A 20,795-nucleotide genomic window follows, 5' to 3' on the forward strand; every position below is an offset into this window, starting at 1 on the left:
CCGCGGCCATCGGCCTGGCCGCCGTCGACGTCCCGCTCCAGAGCCGGGTGCAGGCCTCCGAGAACGAGCTGCTCGCGCTGAGCGAGGGCGCCGACGACCGCACCGCCATCCCCCTCGACGGCCAGCGGGCGGGGCTGTACTCGCTGAGCGGTGTCTCGGTGTCCGGCGGCATCACCCACTACGCGGTCGAGGGCTCGGGACTGTTCACCCCCTCCGGGCTGGCCCACAGCACCGAGGAGATCCCCGAGGGCGTGTTCGTCCCCGGGCAGGGGTCGAAGATCTACGAGCACGTGTCGGGCGACTGGTACGTCTGGGTCGACCACTAGCGGGCGCGTGCGGCGGCCGTCCACCCCGCGGGCGGCCGTCCAGCCGTATCTTTAACCTTCTCCTTGCCGCCCGTTGTCCTTCTCCAACACGGTTCTCACCCTCGACCTGTACAGATGGACGCAGTCCCCCCGGGAGAGGCCGCCGGTCACTCCCGCAGCGGCGACAACCCTGAGGAGAGGCTCCATGCGCGAGTTCGCGCTCACCCTTCACCTGCGCATCCACGACTCGATCACCGCACTGCGCCGGGCCCACGCCCTCGGCGACGACGACCTGGCCAGCGCGCAGGTGGGCGAGGTCGAGGACCTGGTCGAGATCGCGGCCCGACACGGAATCGACATCGGCGCGGGGTACTCCTCCCTCTCCCCCGCCAGCTGAACGCTCACGAGACGACGAGGGGCCCGCGACCGTGACCGGTCGCGGGCCCCTCTCGTCACCCCGTCCCGCGTTCCCCGCGCGAAAGCGCGGAGCGGAGGGTTACTGGCGGTGGCCCCGCCCTCCGAACTCGTCGGCCATCTGCTGCTGGCGGTCGGCCGCAGCGGCGAACGCGCCCCGGGCGGAGTCCAGGGTGTCCCTCGCGTCCTCCGCCGACGTGCCCAGCGAGGCCCGCGTGGCATCCCCGCCGTTCATCACCTGGGGCAGCAGCTGCGCGGTCAGCAGGGTCGACAGCGCCGAACCGTCCCCCGAGCCGGCCTCGGTCTGCACCACCACCGGGCGCGGGGCGCGCTCGGCCAGGGCGGCGCCCACGTCCAGGCGGCGTCGGGCCAGCTCGTACTCCAGCACCGCGCGGTTGTCCCGGTAGGCCGTCGCCAGACGCTGCTGCGCCTTCGCCTCGTTCTCGGCGGCCACCAGGTCGGCACGGCCCCGCGTCTCGATCTCGTAGCGCACACGCTGGGCCTCGGTCTCCTGCTCCTCCAGCATCTGCGCCACGTCCTTGCGCGCCTTGTTGAGGGAGGCGCTGACCTCGACGATCTTCGCGTCACGGGTCTTCTTGGACCGCTCGATGTCCATCAGGAGGGTGTCGATCCGGCGCTTGCGCGTCAGCTCCCACTCCTGCTCGTAGGCGTCCAGCTCCTTGGCGACCCGCTCACGGGTGGACAGGTGCTGCTGGTACTGGCTGGGCAGCTGCACGTCGGGGATGTTGCAGCCGGTGATCCGCACACCGTACTTCTCCAGCTGCCCGTTGAGCAGGCGGCGCATGTCCTCGACGTTGGAACCGCGCAGGTCGTAGGCGGACTCGGTGTTGACCTGACGGCTGCGCTGGCGGATGGCGTCCTGCACCGCGCTGGACAGCACGAGGTCGAAGTTGCTGGCGCCGATGATCGTCACGAACCGGATGGGGTCGGTGATCTGGAACTTGAGGAAGAACTCGATCGACTTCAGCGGCACGTTCTCACGCGTGGGGCAGGCCAGGACCGGAGCCGTGTAGGGGATCTCCGTGCGGGTGTCCACCACGAAGTCCACCCGCGACCACGGGTGCCACAGGTAGTGGCGGCCCGGGCCGATCGGCTTCACGATCGCGCCGTACTTGGTGAGGATGCCGTGCGTGCCCTCCTCGATCTCGATGATCGAGCCGCGCCACCACCACAGGCCGGCGGCGACGATGCTGAGCACACCGACGATCAGGGTCGGGATGGCCACGGCGGTGTAGGCGACCCCCGCGATGACCCCGGCCACCGCGGCGTTGATGGTCATCATCAGCGCCGCGCACAGGGCGAACAGGCCGAACCAGGCCAGGACCGTCCACCGCAGGCCGCGGTTGTCACGCGGAATGACCACGGGGACGATCGCGCCCTGGTCGCCGCCGCGCAGTAGACCGGCCAGGTCACCCCAGGATGCGAGGGACTCCTTGATGCTGGAGCCGCCACCGGCGTTCACGGACTGGCTCATCTACTGACCTCCCTGGTTCGGGTCGAAGCCCTGGCCGCCCTGCGACCACGGCGGCTGGGGCGGGGCCTCGGGGGACGGGTGGGGAGCCTCCGAGGGCGGCTCCTCCCTCGGAGCCTCGTGCCGCCCCTGCGGCGCCTCGGGCTGCCCGGACGGCTGGGGGGACTCGGCCATACGCTCGTCGATGGCCTCCTCGGAGACGGACTGGCGGATCTCCTCCACCAGGTCCTCCCCCGGGTCCTCTCCGGCCTCCGGCGTGCCCTTGGGGTCGTCGGCGTCCTGGATGAGGGCGTTGATCTCCTGCTCGCGCTCGGCGATACGGCCCTGGATCTCACCCAGGCGCCCCCGGATGGCGTCCATGTCCTCCTGGGAGAACAGGGCGGTGTCGGACTGGCCGATGATCTCCTGGGCGATGCGCAGGTAGTCGACGCTGGCGGAGTCGCCCGACCCGATCCGCAGGACCTGCGGCAGGCTGTCGGACACCGCCTCCAGCTTCTCCAGGAGGTTCTCGCGGAAGCGGTAGTTGAGGATCTCGGGCGCCTCCGCGGCACTGACCGCGCGGATGTCCAGGGCCTGGGCCTGGAGGAGGGCGGCGTTGGCGTTGGCCTCGGACTCGGCCTCGACGAAGCGCTGGCGGGCCAGGGCGCGGGCCCGGTTGGTCTCGCGCTCCAGGGCGGTGTCCATCTGCGCCTGGTACTGGGCGATGTCGGCCTGGATCGCGGACAGGGTCTCGTTGAGGGTCGCCAGTTCCTTGTTCAGGTCACCCTCGTTCTGCTCCTTGCGCAGCTGGAGCTCGTACTCGAAGGTGTAGGCGTCCTTGGCGACGCGGACCATCTCCGGCGACGCCAGGTCCATCCGGTACTCCTGGTTGGAGGGCTCGGCGTGGGTGATGTTGGCGCTGGTCAGCTCGACGATCCCGCTGAACTGGCGGTTGAGCTGCTCCACCAGGCTCTGGGTGTTGTCACCGACCATGTCGTAGATCCCCGAGGCCTCCTGCTCGTAGATGAGGCTGCGGGTGGTCTCGCTGATCGCGTTGTTGAGCTTCTCCTGGAAGCCGTTCACCCCGCCCAGCGTGTACACGAAGTCGGTGGCGTTGACGATCCTGAACTGCACGAACAGGTCGATGGAGGCCTGTACGCCGCTCTTGGTGGGAGCCGAGTGGATCGGCGCGTTGAACGGGTACTCGCGCGTGGTGTTGACGATGTAGGAGACGCGCTTCCAGGGGTTGAGGAGCGTGACCCGGCCGGGCTTGTAGATGTTCTCCATCTTGCCGAAGCGGGTGACGATCGCCTCACAGCCCTCCGGGACCATCACCATGCCCTGACGCCACCACATGAACGCGGCCACGGCGAGGGTGATGATCCAGTAGTGGATGCCGAAGAGGGGGTTGAGCAGCGGATTGCCGCCCGCGACCGCCTGCGGGGTCAGGACGGTGACCGCGCCCACGACGCCGAGGGCGACCAGCGCGATGGCCGGGAGCATCGTCATGAAGGTCCGGCCGCGGGGGATCACCATGGGGCAGATGACGTGGACCGGGTTCCTGCCCTCACGCTCGTAGTAGCTGCGGTTGATCGCCTCGCCCGCGTTGTTGAGGGAGGTGCTCTTCTGCTCGATCCGGGTTCCGACGGAGTCGCCCTGCTCACGGGCGGCGACGAAGTCCCTGGGGTCGAGTCCACCACCCTCGGTGGCCTGTTGCAGCGCGTCGGACACCGCCTGGTGCGGATCGCCCCCCTGGGCGACGGCATCGGCCGCGCCGCGCACGGTTTGCGCGAACGACATAGGCATGAACTCCTTGGTGGGAGGTCGGGAACTATCGGCTTCGACGTCGCGTACCGCGCTCCGGTTCCAGGTGAGGAGCGGTTTCGTGATCGGATGAGCCGTAGTGGACAGCACTAACCTTGACACGGGACGCAACCGAAACCCAGGGGCTGTGTCCGGAGCGTGACAGGGGAACCCCCGGAGAACGACCACGGCGGGCGCGGCCGACCCGTCGGAACGGCACACGCGCCGACGGGCCCGGACGGCCCCACATGGCGCCGTCACCGGGCGGGGGATAACGTCGTTGACGCACGTACCGTACCGGTTCCGGCCGGAACGAGAAGGGGGACACCGATGCCCGCAGTACCCAGTTCCGTCCTCACCACCGCGGGCCTGATCGGCGGTTACACGGTGGCGCGCGCGACGGGCAACCGCCCGTTGGGCGGAGTCGTACTGGCGGCGTGCGGCGCCGCGGCCTTCGAGACCTGGCGCCGCCGCTCGGGGGTGGGCACGGCGGTCGCGCTCACGGGCGTGTACGTGGGCGCGTTCGGGCTCTCCCACCCGTTGGCGAAGAAGATCGGTTCCTGGCCCGCCGTACTGGGGGTGACCGCCGCGACCGCCGCGATCGCCGCCGCGTCAGGCGACTGCGAGTGCGACCGCGGCTGACACGGCCCGGCGGGGCACGGCGTCCCGTGCCCCGCCCCTCGTCCTCCGGCGCGGGTCAGCTGCAACCGCTGGTGGCGCCGCAGCCCTCACAGGCGTAGCAGCTGCCCGACGGGCGCATCTTGGTGCCGCAGGTGACGCACAGCGGCGCGTCCGCGACGAAGCCCCTGCCCTCCATCAGCTCCGCGGTGGAGTGCGCCCCGGTCGGCCGCTCCGCCGCCGAGGACGGACCCTCGCCACGGGCCGCCGGGGTCTCGGGCGCCTCCGCGTCGCGGGTGGCGGCGGACTGGGCGTAGGACTCCACCTGCGCGGCGACCTGGGCCGGGTCCTCACCCGCCAGCTGCGCCTGGCGTTCGGTGGCCGACAGCACCCCCAGGGCGGCGCGGTCCTCGTAGGAAAGGTGGTCCAGGGCCAGACGGCGGAAGATGTAGTCCACCACCGACTGGGCCATGCGGATGTCCGGGTCGTCGGTCATGCCCGCCGGGTCGAACCGCATGTTCGTGAACTTCTCCACGTAGGTCTCCAGCGGGACCCCGTACTGGAGGGCGATGGAGATCGCGATGGAGAAGGCGTCCATCACCCCGGCCAGGGTGGACCCCTGCTTGCCGAGCTTCATGAACACCTCGCCCAGGCCGTCGTCCGGGTAGGAGCCCGCGGTGATGTAGCCCTCGGCCCCGCCCACGGAGAACGACGTGGTCTCGCTCGGGCGCTTCTTGGGCAGGCGGCGGCGGACCGGGCGGAGCGCCTCGGCGGGCCTCTCCTCGGGTTCGGCCCCCTCCTTCGTCCCGGCGGTGGACAGCGGCTGGCCGACCTTGCAGTTGTCGCGGTAGACGGCGAGCGCCTTCAGGCCCATCCGCCAGCCCTCGAAGTAGATGTGCTCGAAGTCCTCGACCGTGGCCTCCTCCGGCACGTTCACCGTCTTGGAGATCGCGCCGGACAGGAAGGGCTGCGTCGCGGCCATCATCCGCACGTGGCCCATGGGCTGGATGTAGCGGAGGCCCATCGCGCAGTCGAACACCTCGTAGTGCTCGGGGCGCAGGCCCGGCGCGTCCACGACGTGCCCGTTCTCGGAGACGTACTCGACGATCGCCTCGGCCTGTTCGTCCTGGTAGCCCAGGTTCCCCAGCGCGCGCGGGATGGCCTGGTTGACGATCTGCATGGAGCCGCCGCCGACCAGCTTCTTGAACTTGACCAGCGAGAAGTCCGGCTCGATGCCGGTGGTGTCGCAGTCGAGCATGAAACTGATGGTCCCGGTGGGCGCGAGAAGGCTCGCCTGGGCGTTGCGCCAGCCGTTGCGCTCGCCGATCCTCAGGCACTCGGCCCACTCGCGGGTGGCCGCGTCGTGGATCGGCTCCTCCAGGGTTCCGACCGTGCGCAGGTCGTCGTTGGCGGCGGCGTGCTTGCGCATGACCCGCTTGTGGGCCTGCTCGTTGCGCTTGTAGCCGTCGTAGGGACCGACCACCCCGGCCAGCTCGGCGCTGCGCCGGTAGGCGGCGCCGGTCATCAGCGAGGTGACGGCGGCGGCGACGGCACGTCCTCCGTCGGAGTCGTAGGCGTGGCCGGTCGCCATGAGCAGGGCGCCCAGGTTGGCGTAGCCGATGCCGAGCTGCCGGTAGGCGCGGGGGNCACCGATCTTCTCGGTCGGGAAGTCGGCGAAGGTGATGGAGACGTCCATCGCCGTGATGACCAGCTCGGTGAGCCTGGTGAACCCCTCCACGTCGAAGGTGTCGTCCTCGCGCAGGAACTTCAGCAGGTTGATCGAGGCCAGGTTGCAGGACGAATCGTCCAGATGGAGGTATTCCGAACACGGGTTACTTGCACTGATACGTCCACTCTCGGGAGTGGTGTGCCAGTCCTGGATCGTGCCGTCGTACTGGATGCCCGGGTCCGCGCACTCCCAGGCCGCCCTGGCCATGCGGTGGAACAGGTCCCTGGCGTCGACGGTGGCGACGACCTCGCCGGTGGTGCGGGAGGTCAGCCCGAAGTCCGCGCCGGTGTCCACGGCGCGCATGAACGCGTCGGAGACCCGCACGGAGTTGTTGGCGTTCTGGTACTGGACGCTGAACATGTCGTCGCCGCCCAGGTCGACGTCGAAACCGGCGTCGCGCAGGGCCCGGATCTTGTGCTCCTCCCGGGCCTTGGTCTCGACGAACTCCTCGATGTCGGGGTGGTCGACGTCCAGCACGACCATCTTGGCGGCCCGGCGGGTCGCGCCGCCGGACTTGATGGTCCCGGCCGAGGCGTCGGCGCCTCGCATGAAGGAGACCGGCCCGGAGGCGGTGCCCCCGGAGGAGAGCAGCTCCCTGCTGGAGCGGATCCGCGACAGGTTCACACCCGCGCCGGAGCCGCCCTTGAAGATGATCCCCTCCTCCTTGTACCAGTCCAGGATCGACTCCATGGTGTCGTCCACGGACAGGATGAAGCAGTTGTGCACGCGGAGGTTGCCGGAGAGGTACTCGCCGCTCTCGGTCTGGATGTCGTAGACGTCCATGGCACCGAGGTTCTCGACACGGGCGATCTCCAGGCACTTGGTCGGGGTGGCCGTACGTCCCGGCCGGTCCAGGCTGCGCTCCAGCCTGAGGGCCTTGCGCTCGTCCACGAAGCCGATCTCGGTGTGGAACAGTTCTCGTTCGCCCAGAGTCTGGATGTCAAGTGCCCAGAGGTCATGACGGTTCTCCCCGGGGTCCGCCTTCCTACGCACACGGGAGAAGATCCCGAACCGGAGGAGCAACCGCTGGACGCCCCGGATCAGCTTCTCGGAGATCATGTCCAGCCCGATGAGGGTCGAGCGCTCCCTGTCGGAGACGTAACCCTCGGCCTGGAAGACACTGCGCAGGTAGCCGCGCACGACCGGCAGCGGAGCGGTGAACAGGAAGGCCGGAACCTCCATCTCCGTCCCCCTCGTACGCAGTCCCCAGCGTTCCACGAAATCGGTGAGGCCGTTTCCGTAGAGTCGGATCCTCCGGCAGTCCGGGGTGTCGTCCTGGGTCTCGACGCGGGTCTCCTTGCGGTGGATTCCGGGGAGCACGCTGTCCAGGGCTGAGGTGACCCACTCCAGTTCCGCCGGGGTGACGGTCATCGCCTCGATGGTCGAAGAGCGGTTCGTCCCCTTGTACCGCCCGACGAACCCGTCCGACTGGAGCCATCCCGCGAGCGCCGCCTCCGCGATGTCCGCCGAACGGATCTCGGACTCGCCGAAGGCCTCGCGCCGGTGCCACTGCATCCTGTCACCAGGCTGGAGCTGCCCGGCGGGGAGGAAGCGTCCCTGGTCGGTCCTGCTCCCCGTCGACCTCCACACCAGGTGGTCGGGCGTGACGTCGAGGGTGTACCCGGCCTTGGTGTGGAGGCGCAGAACGTCCTTGACTCCGTTCGCCTTGGTCGCCACGACACGGGTCAGGCCATGGGCGTCGTAGACCTTGGTGCCGACGGCGTCCTTCTCGACGAGTTCGCCGATGGGCACCAGCCCTGCCGGGGTGCTGACCATAGCGTCGTAGGGCTGGCACGCGCTGACCTGTTGGGAGGACGTGGTCCCGACGTTGAACCACACCGGGGAGTTGAAGCTGAACAGCTGGTTGACCAGGGCGTACTTGAGCTCGTGGTCGAAGGTCTCGGCGTCCTCGTCGGAGGCGAAGTAGCCGTGCTCACGGCCGGTCTCGGTGTAGACGCCGACGACGCGGTCGACGAGCTGCCGCAGGCTCCACTCGCGTTCGGGCGTGCCGACCGCGCCGCGGAAGTACTTGCTCGTCACGATCTGGGTGGCGTTCATCGACCAGGAGGTGGGGAACTCCACACCGCGCTGCTCGAAGTTGACCGTGCCGTCGCGCCAGTTGGTCATGACGACGTCGCGGCGCTCCCACTCCAGGGAGTCGTAGGGGTGCGTGCCCGGAGAGGTGAAGACACGCCTCATCCTCATGCCCTTGCGGCTCCGCTTGGCCTTGCGTCCCGCCGGGCCGCTGGCGGTTTCCGTCATGGAGGTCTCCCCTTCACTCGTGGGCACGGCCGCCGACCGTGCGCGGCGTCCTGGTCCCGGGACGGTGCCGCCCGGCCGCGGGGATGCGTTATCGGCTGGTCGCGCCGGTCCGGTCCTCGCCCCTGACGCCGTCCTCGTCGTCCTCGGCCTCGCGGTCCTGTCTCAGGCTGGCGATCTCGGCCTCGAAGTCGGCGAGGCTCTCGAAACCGCGGTAGACGCTGGCGAAGTGCAGGTAGGCGACCTCGTCCAGTTCACGCATCGGACCGAGGATGGCCAGGCCGATCTCGTGGGCCGGGATCTCGGCCAGACCGCGGCTGCGGACCTCCTCCTCGACCTGTTGGCCGAGTTTGGCCAGGGCGTCCTCGGAGACGGGACGGCCCTGGCAGGCCCGGCGCACCCCGGCGATGATCTTGGTCCGACTGAAGGGTTCGGTGACCCCGGAGCGCTTGGCGACCATCAGGAGGACGGTCTCCTGGGTGGTGAATCTGCGCTCGCAGACGGGGCAGGTCCTGCGGCGGCGGATGGCCGCGCCGTCGTCGGTGGACCTGCTGTCGATCACCCTGGTGTCCGGATGACGGCAGAACGGACAGTGCACCCTGGTTCACCTGCTTCTCTCACCGAACGACAATGCCTCGATGCCACGAGGCCACAACTTCTGGACAAGCGCCTCTGCCACAACACCAGATGTTGTGGTCGAACCTATGACTCTTGAGGGCTCGCCGCAACCTTGACGCAGGTGTGTTCCGACCGCACGGCTCCGCGGACGTCGGTGGCGGGGAGGTGGGGGTTCGGCGCGGGCGGGCTCCTCGTGGACACCCGGCGCCGTCGGTCAAGGATAGCGCCGACGACCGAACCCATGGCGGACGGCGGCGGGCGACGCGGAAATCGCGGCCCTGTCTGCTTTTCGGCCAGGCCAACGGCAGAGGACAGGACTTCCGCATCCCGCCCGAACCGGGCCCGCAGGCGCCTGTTCACGCATTCCGGGGACAACAGGGAGTGAACGCGTGTACACACGTAAGTGCAGGCCGGAAATTGGCCGCGAAATCGCGCGGCGGCAATTGTCCCCAGCCTCGAACGCTTGTTTGATATCACCGTACGCAACGACTAAAGTTGACCTTGATTTCACGCCGGTTTCGCCACCACGTGAGACCCCAGGTCGGCACGGTCGCGGACCGGTGGTGGCCGTCACACAAGCAGGCCCTGACCGAACCGAATGCCGAGGAGGCCCGGCCGTGCCGGAGGAGAATCCCGGAACCGCAGATACCACCACCGTTCTCGCGCCGTCGGAGAACGCGGGTGGGTCCACGCCCGCAGCCCCCAAACTGACCGCGCGCCAACAGAGCGTGCTGAACTGCATCCAGCGCTATGTGCGGGAGAGGGGCTTCCCGCCGTCGATAAGGGAAATCGGGGAAGCGGTCGGCCTGTCCAGCCCGTCCAGCGTGGCGCACCAACTCAAGGTGCTCCAGCGCAAGGGCTACCTGCACCGCGACCAGAACCGGCCGCGTGCCGTGGAACTGCGCACCCCCGGCCGCGCCTCGGGCCAGACCCTGGCGCCCGAGGAGATCGACGCCTCGCGCGCCGCCGCCGTGCCGCTGGTCGGCCNGCCGCCGGCGGCCCGATCCTGGCCGAGGAGTCGGTGGAGGACGTACTCGCCCTGCCGCGCCAGCTGGTGGGCGAGGGGCGCCTGTTCATGCTCACCGTCGTCGGCGACTCGATGACCGACGCCGCCATCACCGACGGCGACATGGTGGTGGTCCGCCAGCAGCCCGACGCCGACAACGGAGACATCGTGGCGGCGCTGCTGGACGACGAGGCGACCGTCAAGGTGCTGCGCCGCGAGAAGGACCACGTGTGGCTGATGCCGCGCAACGATGACTACGAGCCGATCAACGGCGACGACGCCACCGTGCTCGGTAAGGTCGTCGCGGTCATGCGCCGCGTCTGATCCGCACGGCCCACGCCCCCGGCCCGCCGCCCCTCGGACGGGCCGGGGGGCGTCCCCACGGCCCGGTTTGGTGTCGGCGGCCGCTGGCGGGGCGGGGCGGTGTCGTACGCGAACCCGGTGAGGGTCGGCGGGCCGGCGGTCCTGTGCGGACACGACGATGCGGGCGGCCCCCGGGTGCCCCCGTATCCAGGGGAACGGGATGGACGGCGTCCGCGCCACCGCCCGGTGCCTCCCGTGGACGGCGCCGCCCCGTGGACGACCGGGGGGTGACCGACGCGGACCGCTACGCTGGAAACGTGTTCACACCTGCCTCCTCCCCCGTCGCCCTCTGGCGCACCGCGCTGGTCGGCGCGCTCAGCGCCCTCCTGCTGTCCACCTCCGCCTGCGCCCCCGCGGACGACCGCGACGCCGAGGCGCCGGGGGTCGGCGGCCTCGAGCGGGAGGTGACCTTCGAGGGAGGTGGGCACGAGGTGTCGGGGACCTTCCGGATCCCCGAGGGGACCCCGGGGACCATGCCGGGTGCGCTCATCATCTCCGGCAGCGGTCCCACCGACCGCGACGGCAACAGCGTGCTGCGGCCCGGCGCCGACACCAACCTGAACCTGTCCCGGGTACTCGCCGACCTCGGGGTGGCGTCGCTGCGTTACGACAAGTACGGCAGTTCCCCGGACTTCGAGGCACCGGACCCCGAAGAGGGGCCGGTGGACCCGCTGGTCTTCGACGAGCAGGTCGCCGCGGCCTACGAGGAGCTCGTCGCCCAGCCCGAGGTCGATCCCGAACGGGTGGTCGTGGTCGGGCACAGCGAGGGCGCCCTGTACGCTCTGCGCGCCCACGAGCTCATCGGTGAGCGGTCTTCCTCCCCCGCACTGGTCCTGGCCGCGCCTCCCGGTACCCGTTACCTGGACCTGATCGACCGCCAGCTCACCGAGCAGATCCGCAGAGCCGAGGCCATGGGGCAGATCCGGGGCGGGCTCGCCACCTCGGTACTCTCCGACTCCCGCGCCGCACGGGCCGCGATTCGGGCCGGGCGTTCGCTGGAGTCCGCCGATCTCGTCGACGTGGGCGTGTTCGGTGTCTACACCGGTGCCAACGAGGACTTCCTGGCCTACATGGACTCCTTCGACCCCGTGAACCTGGCGGAGGACCTGCCCGAGGGCACACCGGTGCTGGTGCTCTGGGGCGAGGAGGACGCGCAGGTCTCCCGGGAGGGCGTGGACCGGCTGATGACCGGTCTGGACGACGCGGAGCGTGTGGACGTCCCCGACGCCGACCACATCTTCCGCCGCTACGAGGACGAGCCGGGTGCCACCGTGCTGGACGCGCAGCGCCCCTTCGCCACGGGGGTCGCGCCCGCGCTGGAGGGGTTCCTGGACACCGCCTGGTAGTACCCCGCCGACGTACGCGGGCGGCGGCGCTCCCAGCAGCGCGTGGCCGTTCTCCGCGGGTGCGCCCGAGGGGGTCGGTCAGCGCGCGGGCGCGGCCGTGCGGTGTTTCGGAGCCCGCGCCCACCACGCTCGTCGCTGCCTCCGGTCCTCCGGAACTCCGTGGGCTGGACACCCCGTCGGGGCCGTGCCCCCCCCGGAAGGCTCCGGCCGCGCCGGGCGGTTACTCCGGGACGGAGTCCGGTAGCGCCTCCACCACGGACGCCGCGAACTCCTCCGCTCCCGCGACGATGCGCTCCTCGTCCCCCGGGGACTGCGCGTCGTAGCTGGCGGCGACGCTGTAGCAGGCTTCCAGGTACAGGTTGGACACGCGTGCGGCCACACAGGAGACCGTGTACGGGTCCTCCTGCACCCAGGCCACCGCCTCCTCGCCGATGCCCTCCAGTTGGCGTGTCTCGTACTGGTCGGTGGTGGACCGCAGGTTGTCGGTGGCCGTCGCGACACCGCCCGGATCCGGGGCGGCCACGAGCACCAGGGTCGCGATGGCCGGAACCTCCTCGCCCGGACCGCCCTGGGTCGCCCACCGGCACTGCCAGCCCTCCCCGGAGAGGGTCTGCGCGCTGCCGACGGGTTCCTCGACCTCCAGCGCGTGGTCGGGCACCAGTTCGTCCAGAGTCCGCGTCTCGGCGACGGAACACTCGGGCGCCGTCGCGAAGTCGCCCTCCTCCGGGGTGTCGCGCTCGATCACGTACCAGATCGCCGCCGCGGCGAGGAGGACCAGTACCAGGACGACCGCGACGACGGCGGCGGTGGCGCATCCCCGGCTCTGCGGCTGCGCGGACGGCACCACCTCGGGCTGGGACGACGACTGCCACGGGGGGTTCTGGTACTGCTGCTGCGGGTGCTGCCCCTGCGGCGGCGGTGGGTACGCCTGCTGCCCGTATGCCTGTGGAGGTTGCTGCGTCTGAGGGGGTGGCGGATACGGGTGCTGCGGTTGGGGCTGCCCAGGCTGTGTCTGCTGGTGCGGTGGTGCCTGCCCGGGGCCCTGCGGCGGCTGCCCGGGAAGCTGCTGGGTCCGCTGAGGTTCCTGGTGCCGCGCGTCCCGCCGAGGAGGTTCACCCGTCTGCTGCGGTGGTGCCTGCCCGGGCTGCGGCGGCTGTTCCCGAGGAACGTCCTGCTGGCCCGGCTGCTCCGGATCCCGCTGCTCCCGCCGGGCCTTTGAGGCGTCCTGCCGCGAGACACCCTCGGGCTCCCGCTCCTGCGGGACGTCCTGCTGGCCCGGCTGCTCCGGGCCCCGCTGCTCCCGCCGGGCCTCCGAAGCGTCCTCGGACGGCTGCTCATCGCCCGGCCGCGGCTCCTCCGGGTCGGGGTGACGGTCGCTCACAGTGCCTCCCCGATCTGCCGGGCGAACTCCACCGCCACGCTCCGTGCGTCACCGAAGTCGACCGGCTCGCTGCCGGAGGACCCCGCGTAGGACACCCACACCAGGAGGTTGTCGATGTGGAAGGCCAGTTCCGCCGTACCGGGCACCTGGCCGCGCCACACCTGCCCCTCCCCGACGGGTAGCTCCACGGACTCGCCGCGCACCGGCACCATGGCGGCGTAGGCCTCCTGTGCCCTCCGCACGCCGGTGACCGGTTCCTCCCCCGTGGTGTCGGTGAAACGGGCGGACAGGTGCACCCGCAGCGCCCCCTGCGGACCGTCGGTCAGCCCGGCGGAGGACCACGAGCACACGGTGCTGTCGCCGTTGGCCAGGGGCCCCTGTTCGGAGGTCTCGGGAACGGCGCCGGGCACCAGTCCGGTGACCAGCTCGTCCGAGACCATGCCGCACCCGGGCGCGGCGGCGTGGACGTCACCGCTTTCGGGCACGCCCGGGACGTCCCCGGCCAGCCACAGTCCGCCGCCGATCGCGACCGCGGACAGCACCACCGTGCCCACGCCGATCACGGCCGTCCGAGCGAGGGGACCCACCCGGTCACCGCCTCCCTGTCGGTCGCCGTGCCAACCGCGCGCGGGCGGCGGTCGCCTTCAACGACCGCCGCCCGCGTGTACCGGGTCAGCCGACGACGATGTTCACCAGCTTCGGCGCGCGCACGACCACCTTGCGGATCTGCTTGTCGCCGATGAAGCCCTGCGCCTTCTCCGACGCCAGGGCGAGCCGTTCCAGTTCCGCCGGGTCGATGTCGGGCGCCACGGACAGCTTGTCACGGACCTTGCTCTGCACCTGCACCACGCAGGTCACGGACTCCTGCACCAGCAGGGCGGGGTCGGCCTCGGGCCAGTGGCCGACGGCGACGCTGTCGGTGTGGCCCAGCTTCTCCCAGCCCTCCTCGGCCACGTAGGGCGCGAACAGGGACAGGGCGACGGCCACGAACTCGGCGGCCTCGCGGACCGCCGGGTCGGCGGCGCCGGGGCCGGAGTCGATGGCCTTGCGGGCGGCCGAGACCAGTTCCATGACGCGGGCGATGGCCACGTTGAACCGGCGGCTCTCGACCAGGGAGGTGATCTGGTCGATGGTGCGGTGGGTGACCCGGCGCAGTTCGGTGTCGCCCTTGGCGGGGTCGGCGCCCGGCTGGCTGGCCGCGCCCGCCTCACCCATCACCCTGTAGGCGCGGTTGAGGAACTTCTGCGCGGCGACGGCGGAGACGTCGGCCCAGTCCACGTCCTCCTCGGGAGGCGAGGCGAACAGCATGGTCAGCCGGACGGCGTCCACGCCGTAGGCGTCGATCTCCTTGCCCAGGTCCACGCCGTTGCCCAGGGACTTGGACATCGCCCGGCCCTGGTTGATGACCTGCCCCTGGTTGGTCAGGCGGCGGAAGGGTTCGGTGAAGGACACCATGCCCATGTCGTACAGGACCTTGGTGAAGAACCGCGCGTACATCAGGTGGAGCGTGGCGTGCTCCTTGCCGCCGATGTAGTGGTCCACCGGCCCCCACTTGTTGACCGCCTCGATGTCGAAGGGGGCGGTGTCCAGGCGCGGCGAGCAGTAGCGCAGGAAGTACCAGGACGAGTCCACGAAGGTGTCCATGGTGTCGGTGTCGCGCTCGGCGGGGCCTCCGCAGGAGGGGCAGTCCGTGTTGACCCACTCGGTGGCCGCGGCCAGCGGGGAGATGCCCTTGGGCGCCAGTTCGGCCCCCTTGAGCTCGGGCAGGGTCACGGGCAGCTGCTCGTCGGGGACGGGCACCTCGCCGCAGGAGGGGCAGTGGACGATGGGGATGGGCGTGCCCCAGTAGCGCTGGCGGGACAGCAGCCAGTCGCGCAGGCGGTAGTTGATCGTGCCCCGTCCGGTGCCGCGCTCGGCCAGGACCTCGATGATGCGCTCGATGGCCTCGGTCTTGGACAGGCCGTCCAGCGGTCCGGAGTCGCGCAGGGTGCCCTCTCCGGCGGTGGCCACCCCGGTCTCCACGGGGTCGGGTTCGCCGGTCTCCACCACGACCCTGACCGGCAGGTCGAAGGCCAGGGCGAAGTCGAGGTCGCGCTGGTCGTGCGCGGGCACGGCCATGATGGCGCCGTGCCCGTAGTCGGCCAGGACGTAGTCGGCCGCCCACACGGGCATGCGCTCGCCGTTGACGGGGTTGATGGCGTAACGGCCCAGGAACACGCCCGTCTTGGGGCGCTCGGTGGCCTGGCGCTCGATGTCGGAGAGCTTGGCGACGTCGGCGCGGTAGGCGTCGAAGGCCTCGCGCTGCTCGGGCGCGCACAGTTCCTCGGCCAGTTTGGCGTCGGCCGCCACGACGAAGAAGGTGGCGCCGTAGAGGGTGTCGGGCCGGGTGGTGAACACGGTGACGGGCTCGTCGCGGCCCTCGATGGCGAAGTGGACGTCGGCACCGGTGGAGCGGCCGATCCAGTTGCGCTGCATGGCCAGGACCTCGTCCGGCCAGCGGCCGCCGTCCAGCTGGTCCATGTCGTCCAGCAGGCGCTGGGCGTAGTCGGTGATCCGGAAGTACCACTGGTTGAGGCTGCGGCGGATGACCTCGGAGCCGCAGCGCTCACACCTGCCCTGGACGACCTGCTCGTTGGCCAGCACCGTCTGGTCCTGGGGGCACCAGTTGACCTGGGCGTCCTTGCGGTAGGCCAGTCCGCGGTCGAAGAAGCGGGTGAACAGCCACTGGTTCCAGCGGAAGTACTCGGGGTCGCTGGTGTGCAGGCGGCGCGACCAGTCCACGCTGATGCCGTAGCGGCGGAACGAGGCCGCCTGGGTCTCGATGTTGGCGTAGGTCCACTCGGCCGGGTGGGAGTTGTTCTTGATGGCCGCGTTCTCGGCGGGCAGGCCGAAGGAGTCCCAGCCGATGGGGTGCAGGACGTTGTCACCGCGCTGGAGGCGGTAGCGGCTGATGACGTCCCCGATGGCGTAGGCCTCGGCGTGGCCCATGTGCAGGTCGCCGGAGGGGTAGGCGAACATGTCGACGACGTAGGAGCGCGGGCGGGTGTCCCCGGGGTCCTCGTTCGCCTGGAACGGAAGTTCGGCGGCCCAGCGCGCCTGCCACTTGTCCTGGAGGGCGCGGGCGTCGTAGGTGTCGCCCGTCGTCTGGTCGCCGTCTACCGCTGTCATCGCTACGTATTCCTTAGCCGGTTCTGGGTGTACACGCTTCAGGTTAGCGGTTGGCGGCCCCGGTCGCGGACGGCTTCTCCCCGCCCGGAGCAAAGGCGCACGGGTGGCCCTCCCCCAGCGTCGTCACGGAACGTGAGGGGAAGATCCGTGAAATTACGGACCCCTGATATCTCCACACCGACCAGCCGGTTTGTTACTCTGCCGTCAAAGTGGCGCAGAACACGCGATCCGGATCACACCGGACCCGTCTTGTCGAACTCACTGATTCATCTGCCTGCGGGAGGCCCCATGCTCAACCTGTCCGTGCTTCTGGAGGACGGTGCCCGGTCGGCTCCGGAGAAGGAGTGCCTGGTCTTCGGCGACCTGCGCCTGAACTACGCGATCACGAACATGATCGCCAACCAGGTGGCCAACCTGCTGGTCTCGCGCGGAATCAGGCCCGGTGACCGGATCGCGCTGGCCAGCCCGAACGTGCCCTACTTCCCCTTCGTGTACTTCGGCGCCCTCAAGGCGGGCGCGGTGGTCGTGCCGCTGAACGTGCTGCTGACCCCGCGCGAGATCGCCTACCACCTGGAGGACTCCGGGGCCAGGGCGCTCTTCGCGTTCACCGGGTCCCCTGAGCTGCCGCTGGGCGAGCGCGCCTTCGAGGCCTTCCAGCAGGTGGACGGCTGCGAGTTCTACGTGGACCTGCCCGCCTCCCCGGGGGCCACCGAGTCGACCATCGACGGCGCCGAGACCTTCTGGAAGGCCCTGGAGGGCCAGCCCGGCGAGTTCGAGACGGTGCAGGCCAACTCCGACGACACCGCGGTGATCATCTACACCAGTGGCACCACCGGCAAGCCCAAGGGCGCCGAGCTGAGCCACCACAACCTGATGATGAACGCGGTCGTCTCCTCCAACCTGGTCGAGGCCCACCCCGAAGGCCGCGACGTCGCCCTCGTGGTCCTGCCGCTGTTCCACATCTTCGGCCAGACGGTCATGCTCAACGCCGCCCTGTACCGGCACGGCACGATGGTCCTCATGCCGCGCTTCGACGGCGCCGAGGCGCTCAGGATCATGGAGAAGGAGGGTGTCACCGCCTTCGCGGGCGTACCCACCATGTACTGGGGGCTGCTGGGAGCCGTCCAGGCCGCCGAGCCCGGCGCCTACGACCTGGAGAGGATCGCGGGCAACGTGGTGGACGCGGTCTCCGGTGGCGCCGCCCTGCCCGGCCAGCTCGCCGAGGACTTCACCAAGACCTTCGGTGTGGGCATCAAGGAGGGCTACGGCCTGTCCGAGACCTCCCCCGTGGTGTCGTTCAACAACCCCAGGGTCAAGGCCAAGACCGGTTCGATCGGCCTGCCGGTGTGGGGCGTGGAGATGAAGCTCATCGACACCGACTGGAACGACCAGGCCGAGGAGGGCGAGATCGCGGTCCGCGGGCACTGCGTGATGAAGGGCTACCACAACCGCCCCGAGGTCAACGCCGAGGTGATCCGCGACGGCTGGTTCCGCACCGGTGACATCGCCCGCCGCGACGAGGAGGGCTTCTACTTCATCGTCGACCGGTCCAAGGACATGATCATCCGCGGCGGCTACAACGTCTACCCGCGCGAGGTCGAGGAGGTCCTGATGACCCACGAGGCGGTCAGCCTGGCCGCGGTCGTCGGCGTTCCCCACGACACCCACGGCGAGGAGATCAAGGCGTTCGTGATCCTCAGGGAGGGCGCCGAGCTCACCGCGGAGGACCTCATCGGGTGGACCAAGGAGCGCCTGGCCGGTTACAAGTACCCGCGCGAGATGGAGTTCCGCACCGAGCTGCCGATGACCTCCACCGGCAAGATCCTCAAGCGCGAGCTGCGCGCCTGACCCCCTCCCCGGCCGGTCCCGTTCCCCCCACGGGACCGGCCCCTCCGGCGGGACCGTGGACGCCCGCACGTCCCCTACCCCTTGACGGCGCCCTGGACGAGGCCCGAGACCAGGAAGCGCTGCACGAGGACGAAGAAGACCATGACCGGGATGGTGATGAGGGTGGAGGCGGCCATCACGTGTCCCCAGTCGTTGGCGTACTGTCCGAAGAACTGGCGCAGTCCGACCGCCACCGTGTAGTTCTCGCTCTGGGTCATGAAGGTCAGCGCCAGCACGAACTCGTTCCACGCCACGATGAACGAGAAGATGGCCGTGGCCACCAGGCCGGGCGCCACGAGCGGGAACAGCACCCGCCAGAACATCTGTCCCCAGGAGGCTCCGTCGATGTAGGCGGCCTCCTCCACCTCCACCGGCACGGCCGCGACGAAACCGCGCATCATCCACACCGCCAGCGGCAGGGACAGGGCCACGTAGACCACGCCCAGACCCAACATGGTGTTGAGCAGCTGGAGGTCGCGGATCTGGAGGAAGAGCGGGATGACCAGTGCCTCCAGCGGCACCATCTGCACGATGAGGATCATCACCAGCACGGCGGTTCGGAAGCGGAACCGGAACCTGGCCACCGCCACGGCGGCCAGCAGCGACAGCACGCACGCACCCGCCACGGTGATGCAGGCGACCGTGAGCGAGTTGAGCATGTACTGGACGAAGTTGCCCTCGGTGAGCACGTAGACGAAGTTGTCCGGGGACAGCCCGTTCGGCAGCAGCGCTCCGACGCCCGAGGTGGCGCGTTCCCCGAACGCGCTGACGAGCATGAAGTAGACGGGGAAGAGCGTGAAGAGCAGCAGGACGGTCACCCCGGCGCCCTTGGCCAGGGACCGTCCCGCCCGCAGGGCCCCGCCCCTGCGGCGGGGGGCGCGGGNGGCGGGTGCGTCGGTGCGCGTGACCACGGGCGTTCCCTTCCTCAGCGGTGGCCGGAGGTCCGGCTCCGGTTGCTCCGGGCCCGAACCGGGCCGTTAGGGTGTGTTCGGTGGGCGCTGCCCGTCGCAGCAGGGTGTGTGCTCTCCGAACATGCCCTAAACTCCTGCTCTGTCCGGGGCGGGTCGCCCTTCACGCTCCGGTTTCGGAGGAGGAGTGATGGCCGTGTCGACAGGGTCGCCGGAGACGGTGGCGTAACGTCGTGCGCGATTCCGCCGGGCCCTCCCCCACCGAGGTGGTCATCAGCTGGATCCCCCACGACGCGCGTTTCCGCGGCCGTGCGGTGCGGCACGCCCTGCGTGACACCAGCGGGCAGCTGCTGCACACCTACGTCGACAACCTGGTCAACCGGGACAACGACGACGGGCGCCCCCTGGACGAGTACGACCTGCGCACCATGGGCGCGGTGCGCGAGGACCTCAACCGGCGTTCCCTGGCCTCGGTGGACTGGCGCCGGGTACGCGAGAAGCTGGTCGCCGGGGTCCACGGCGCCGTCCGCTGAGAGGCCCCGGGCCGCGACCGCCGCGCTCATCGGAGTCCGTCCTCTCGGAAGAGCGCGCGCAGGTAGAACACGGTGATCACGAGCAGCAGCAGGGTGAGCAGGACCGCGATGGCCGAGCCGAGCCCGTAGTCGTTGTGGCCGAAGGAGCGGACGTAGGACCACACTCCCAGGTTGAGCACGTCCGATCCGCCCACGTCGCCGCCCGGCATGAGGTAGATCTGCGCGAACACCTTGAAGTCCCAGATGGTGGAGAGCACGGTGACCACGGCGAACACCGGGCGCAGGACCGGGAACGTGACGTGCCAGAAGCGTTTCCAGGCGCCCGCCCCGTCGATGAGCGCCGCCTCGTGCAGTTCCCTGGGCACCGTGAGCAGTCCGGCCAGGACCGTGACCGCCACGAACGGGAAGCCGCCGTGCACGATGTTGAGCGTGACGACGGCGTAGAAGAACAGCCGGTCGGCGAACCAGTTGTACCCCGAGGGGTCGAGCAGCCCCAGGGAGGTCAGCGCCTGGGCGACGACGCCGTCGTCGACGTCGAAGATCCAGATCCACACGTAGGTGCCGCTGACGGCGGGCATGGCCCAGGCGACCATGATGCAGGAGACCACGATCACCCGGGGCAGCGGGCGCAGCGTGGCCAGCAGCAGCGCCACCAGTGTGCCCACGACGATGGTGGTGAGCACCGCGACCACGGCGAAGGCCACGGTGTTGAGCATGGCGACCCGCCACAGGTACGGGTCGGTCAGCAGGGAGACGTAGTTGGCGAACCCGACGAAGTCGGACTCGCCCGAGACGAGGTTGCGCAGCTGGTACTCACGGAAGGACAGCCACACGATCCGGGCGAGCGGGAACAGCAGCAGCACGCCGATGACCGTGAGCGCGGGCGCGAGCAGGGCCCAGGGCAGGAGTGCCCTGCGTCCGCGCAGTCCCAGGAGCGGTGCCCGCCGCCGCGTTCCGGGCCGTTTCGGGGACGGCTCGGCGGAGCG

The 20,795-nt window shown here is 70.1% G+C and carries 15 protein-coding genes and 2 pseudogenes; 8 read left to right on the plus strand and 9 right to left on the minus strand.

The genetic code is table 11. The features are described 5' to 3' along the window. Positions 1-326, plus strand: a pseudogene (locus tag D455_RS0119260) (hypothetical protein); the annotation flags it as partial. Between the two features lie 184 nt (positions 327-510). Further along, positions 511-702, plus strand: coding sequence for a hypothetical protein (locus tag D455_RS0119265; protein WP_017572343.1), 192 nt, complete (start codon positions 511-513; stop codon positions 700-702). 99 nt (positions 703-801) lie between these two features. Here the strand turns inward: D455_RS0119265 and D455_RS31015 are convergent, their stop codons facing one another. Both D455_RS31015 and D455_RS0119275 read right to left on the minus strand, forming a co-directional pair. After that, complete coding sequence (locus D455_RS31015; RefSeq protein ID WP_017572344.1) at positions 802-2,214, minus strand: SPFH domain-containing protein; 1,413 nt, start codon at positions 2,212-2,214, stop codon at positions 802-804. Next, complete coding sequence (locus D455_RS0119275; protein WP_017572345.1) at positions 2,215-3,990, minus strand: SPFH domain-containing protein; 1,776 nt, start codon at positions 3,988-3,990, stop codon at positions 2,215-2,217. Positions 3,991-4,323: 333 nt separating this feature from the next. Here D455_RS0119275 and D455_RS0119280 point away from each other — a divergent pair, with 333 nt between their 5' ends. Continuing rightward, on the plus strand, positions 4,324-4,635 hold the full coding sequence (locus D455_RS0119280; RefSeq protein WP_017572346.1) for a hypothetical protein: 312 nt from the start codon (positions 4,324-4,326) through the stop codon (positions 4,633-4,635). Between the two features lie 55 nt (positions 4,636-4,690). On the opposite strand, the gene D455_RS0119285 is transcribed toward D455_RS0119280, so the two are convergent. Beyond that, positions 4,691-8,602 (minus strand): vitamin B12-dependent ribonucleotide reductase, encoded by a 3,912-nt coding sequence (locus tag D455_RS0119285; protein WP_017572347.1) that lies wholly within the window; start codon positions 8,600-8,602, stop codon positions 4,691-4,693. An 88-nt stretch (positions 8,603-8,690) separates the two neighbouring features. Beyond that, the gene (gene nrdR, locus D455_RS0119290; protein WP_026122787.1) at positions 8,691-9,197 is read right to left on the minus strand and encodes a transcriptional regulator NrdR; all 507 of its coding nucleotides are present in this window, start codon (positions 9,195-9,197) and stop codon (positions 8,691-8,693) included. Positions 9,198-9,834: 637 nt separating this feature from the next. On the opposite strand from nrdR, the pseudogene lexA reads away from it, so the two are divergent. After that, a pseudogene (gene lexA, locus D455_RS31020) lies at positions 9,835-10,547 on the plus strand (transcriptional repressor LexA). A 296-nt stretch (positions 10,548-10,843) separates the two neighbouring features. Beyond that, complete coding sequence (locus tag D455_RS0119300; RefSeq protein ID WP_026122788.1) at positions 10,844-11,932, plus strand: alpha/beta hydrolase family protein; 1,089 nt, start codon at positions 10,844-10,846, stop codon at positions 11,930-11,932. Positions 11,933-12,152: 220 nt separating this feature from the next. Here the strand turns inward: D455_RS0119300 and D455_RS0119305 are convergent, their stop codons facing one another. Beyond that, entirely contained in the window at positions 12,153-12,776 is a 624-nt protein-coding gene (locus D455_RS0119305) for a hypothetical protein (protein WP_017572351.1), read from the minus strand. A 54-nt stretch (positions 12,777-12,830) separates the two neighbouring features. Here D455_RS0119305 and D455_RS0119310 point away from each other — a divergent pair, with 54 nt between their 5' ends. Then, a complete protein-coding gene (locus tag D455_RS0119310) occupies positions 12,831-13,151 on the plus strand; it encodes a hypothetical protein (RefSeq protein WP_152487105.1) in 321 nt (106 codons plus the stop codon). Positions 13,152-13,309: 158 nt separating this feature from the next. Here the strand turns inward: D455_RS0119310 and D455_RS0119315 are convergent, their stop codons facing one another. Next, positions 13,310-13,900 carry a hypothetical protein gene (locus tag D455_RS0119315; protein ID WP_017572353.1) on the minus strand — a complete coding sequence of 197 codons (591 nt, stop codon included), beginning with the start codon at positions 13,898-13,900 and terminating at the stop codon, positions 13,310-13,312. Between the two features lie 85 nt (positions 13,901-13,985). Beyond that, a complete protein-coding gene (gene leuS / locus D455_RS0119320; protein ID WP_017572354.1) occupies positions 13,986-16,481 on the minus strand; it encodes a leucine--tRNA ligase in 2,496 nt (831 codons plus the stop codon). Between the two features lie 288 nt (positions 16,482-16,769). Here leuS and D455_RS0119325 point away from each other — a divergent pair, with 288 nt between their 5' ends. Further along, positions 16,770-18,329 carry a long-chain-fatty-acid--CoA ligase gene (locus D455_RS0119325; protein WP_017572355.1) on the plus strand — a complete coding sequence of 520 codons (1,560 nt, stop codon included), beginning with the start codon at positions 16,770-16,772 and terminating at the stop codon, positions 18,327-18,329. Between the two features lie 74 nt (positions 18,330-18,403). Here the strand turns inward: D455_RS0119325 and D455_RS0119330 are convergent, their stop codons facing one another. Continuing rightward, positions 18,404-19,279: a carbohydrate ABC transporter permease gene (locus D455_RS0119330; RefSeq protein WP_017572356.1), complete on the minus strand. Its 876-nt coding sequence runs from the start codon at positions 19,277-19,279 to the stop codon at positions 18,404-18,406. A gap of 230 nt (positions 19,280-19,509) precedes the next feature. Here D455_RS0119330 and D455_RS0119335 point away from each other — a divergent pair, with 230 nt between their 5' ends. Then, a complete protein-coding gene (locus D455_RS0119335; RefSeq protein WP_017572357.1) occupies positions 19,510-19,809 on the plus strand; it encodes a hypothetical protein in 300 nt (99 codons plus the stop codon). A gap of 26 nt (positions 19,810-19,835) precedes the next feature. On the opposite strand, the gene D455_RS0119340 is transcribed toward D455_RS0119335, so the two are convergent. Further along, positions 19,836-20,735: a carbohydrate ABC transporter permease gene (locus D455_RS0119340; protein WP_026122790.1), complete on the minus strand. Its 900-nt coding sequence runs from the start codon at positions 20,733-20,735 to the stop codon at positions 19,836-19,838. Positions 20,736-20,795 lie beyond the last annotated feature (60 nt).

The sequence above is a fragment of the Nocardiopsis halotolerans DSM 44410 genome (assembly GCF_000341065.1).
Classification (GTDB): Bacteria; Actinomycetota; Actinomycetes; order Streptosporangiales; family Streptosporangiaceae; genus Nocardiopsis; species Nocardiopsis halotolerans.

Excerpts from the sequence above, each read along its gene's own strand:
- D455_RS0119265 (WP_017572343.1), top strand. The coding sequence starts at position 511 with ATGCGCGAGTTCGCGCTCACCCTTCACCTGCGCATCCACGACTCGATC.
- D455_RS31015 (WP_017572344.1), bottom strand. The coding sequence starts at position 2,214 with ATGAGCCAGTCCGTGAACGCCGGTGGCGGCTCCAGCATCAAGGAGTCC.
- D455_RS0119275 (WP_017572345.1), bottom strand. The coding sequence starts at position 3,990 with ATGTCGTTCGCGCAAACCGTGCGCGGCGCGGCCGATGCCGTCGCCCAG.
- D455_RS0119280 (WP_017572346.1), top strand. The coding sequence starts at position 4,324 with ATGCCCGCAGTACCCAGTTCCGTCCTCACCACCGCGGGCCTGATCGGC.
- leuS (WP_017572354.1), bottom strand. The coding sequence starts at position 16,481 with ATGACAGCGGTAGACGGCGACCAGACGACGGGCGACACCTACGACGCC.
- D455_RS0119325 (WP_017572355.1), top strand. The coding sequence starts at position 16,770 with ATGCTCAACCTGTCCGTGCTTCTGGAGGACGGTGCCCGGTCGGCTCCG.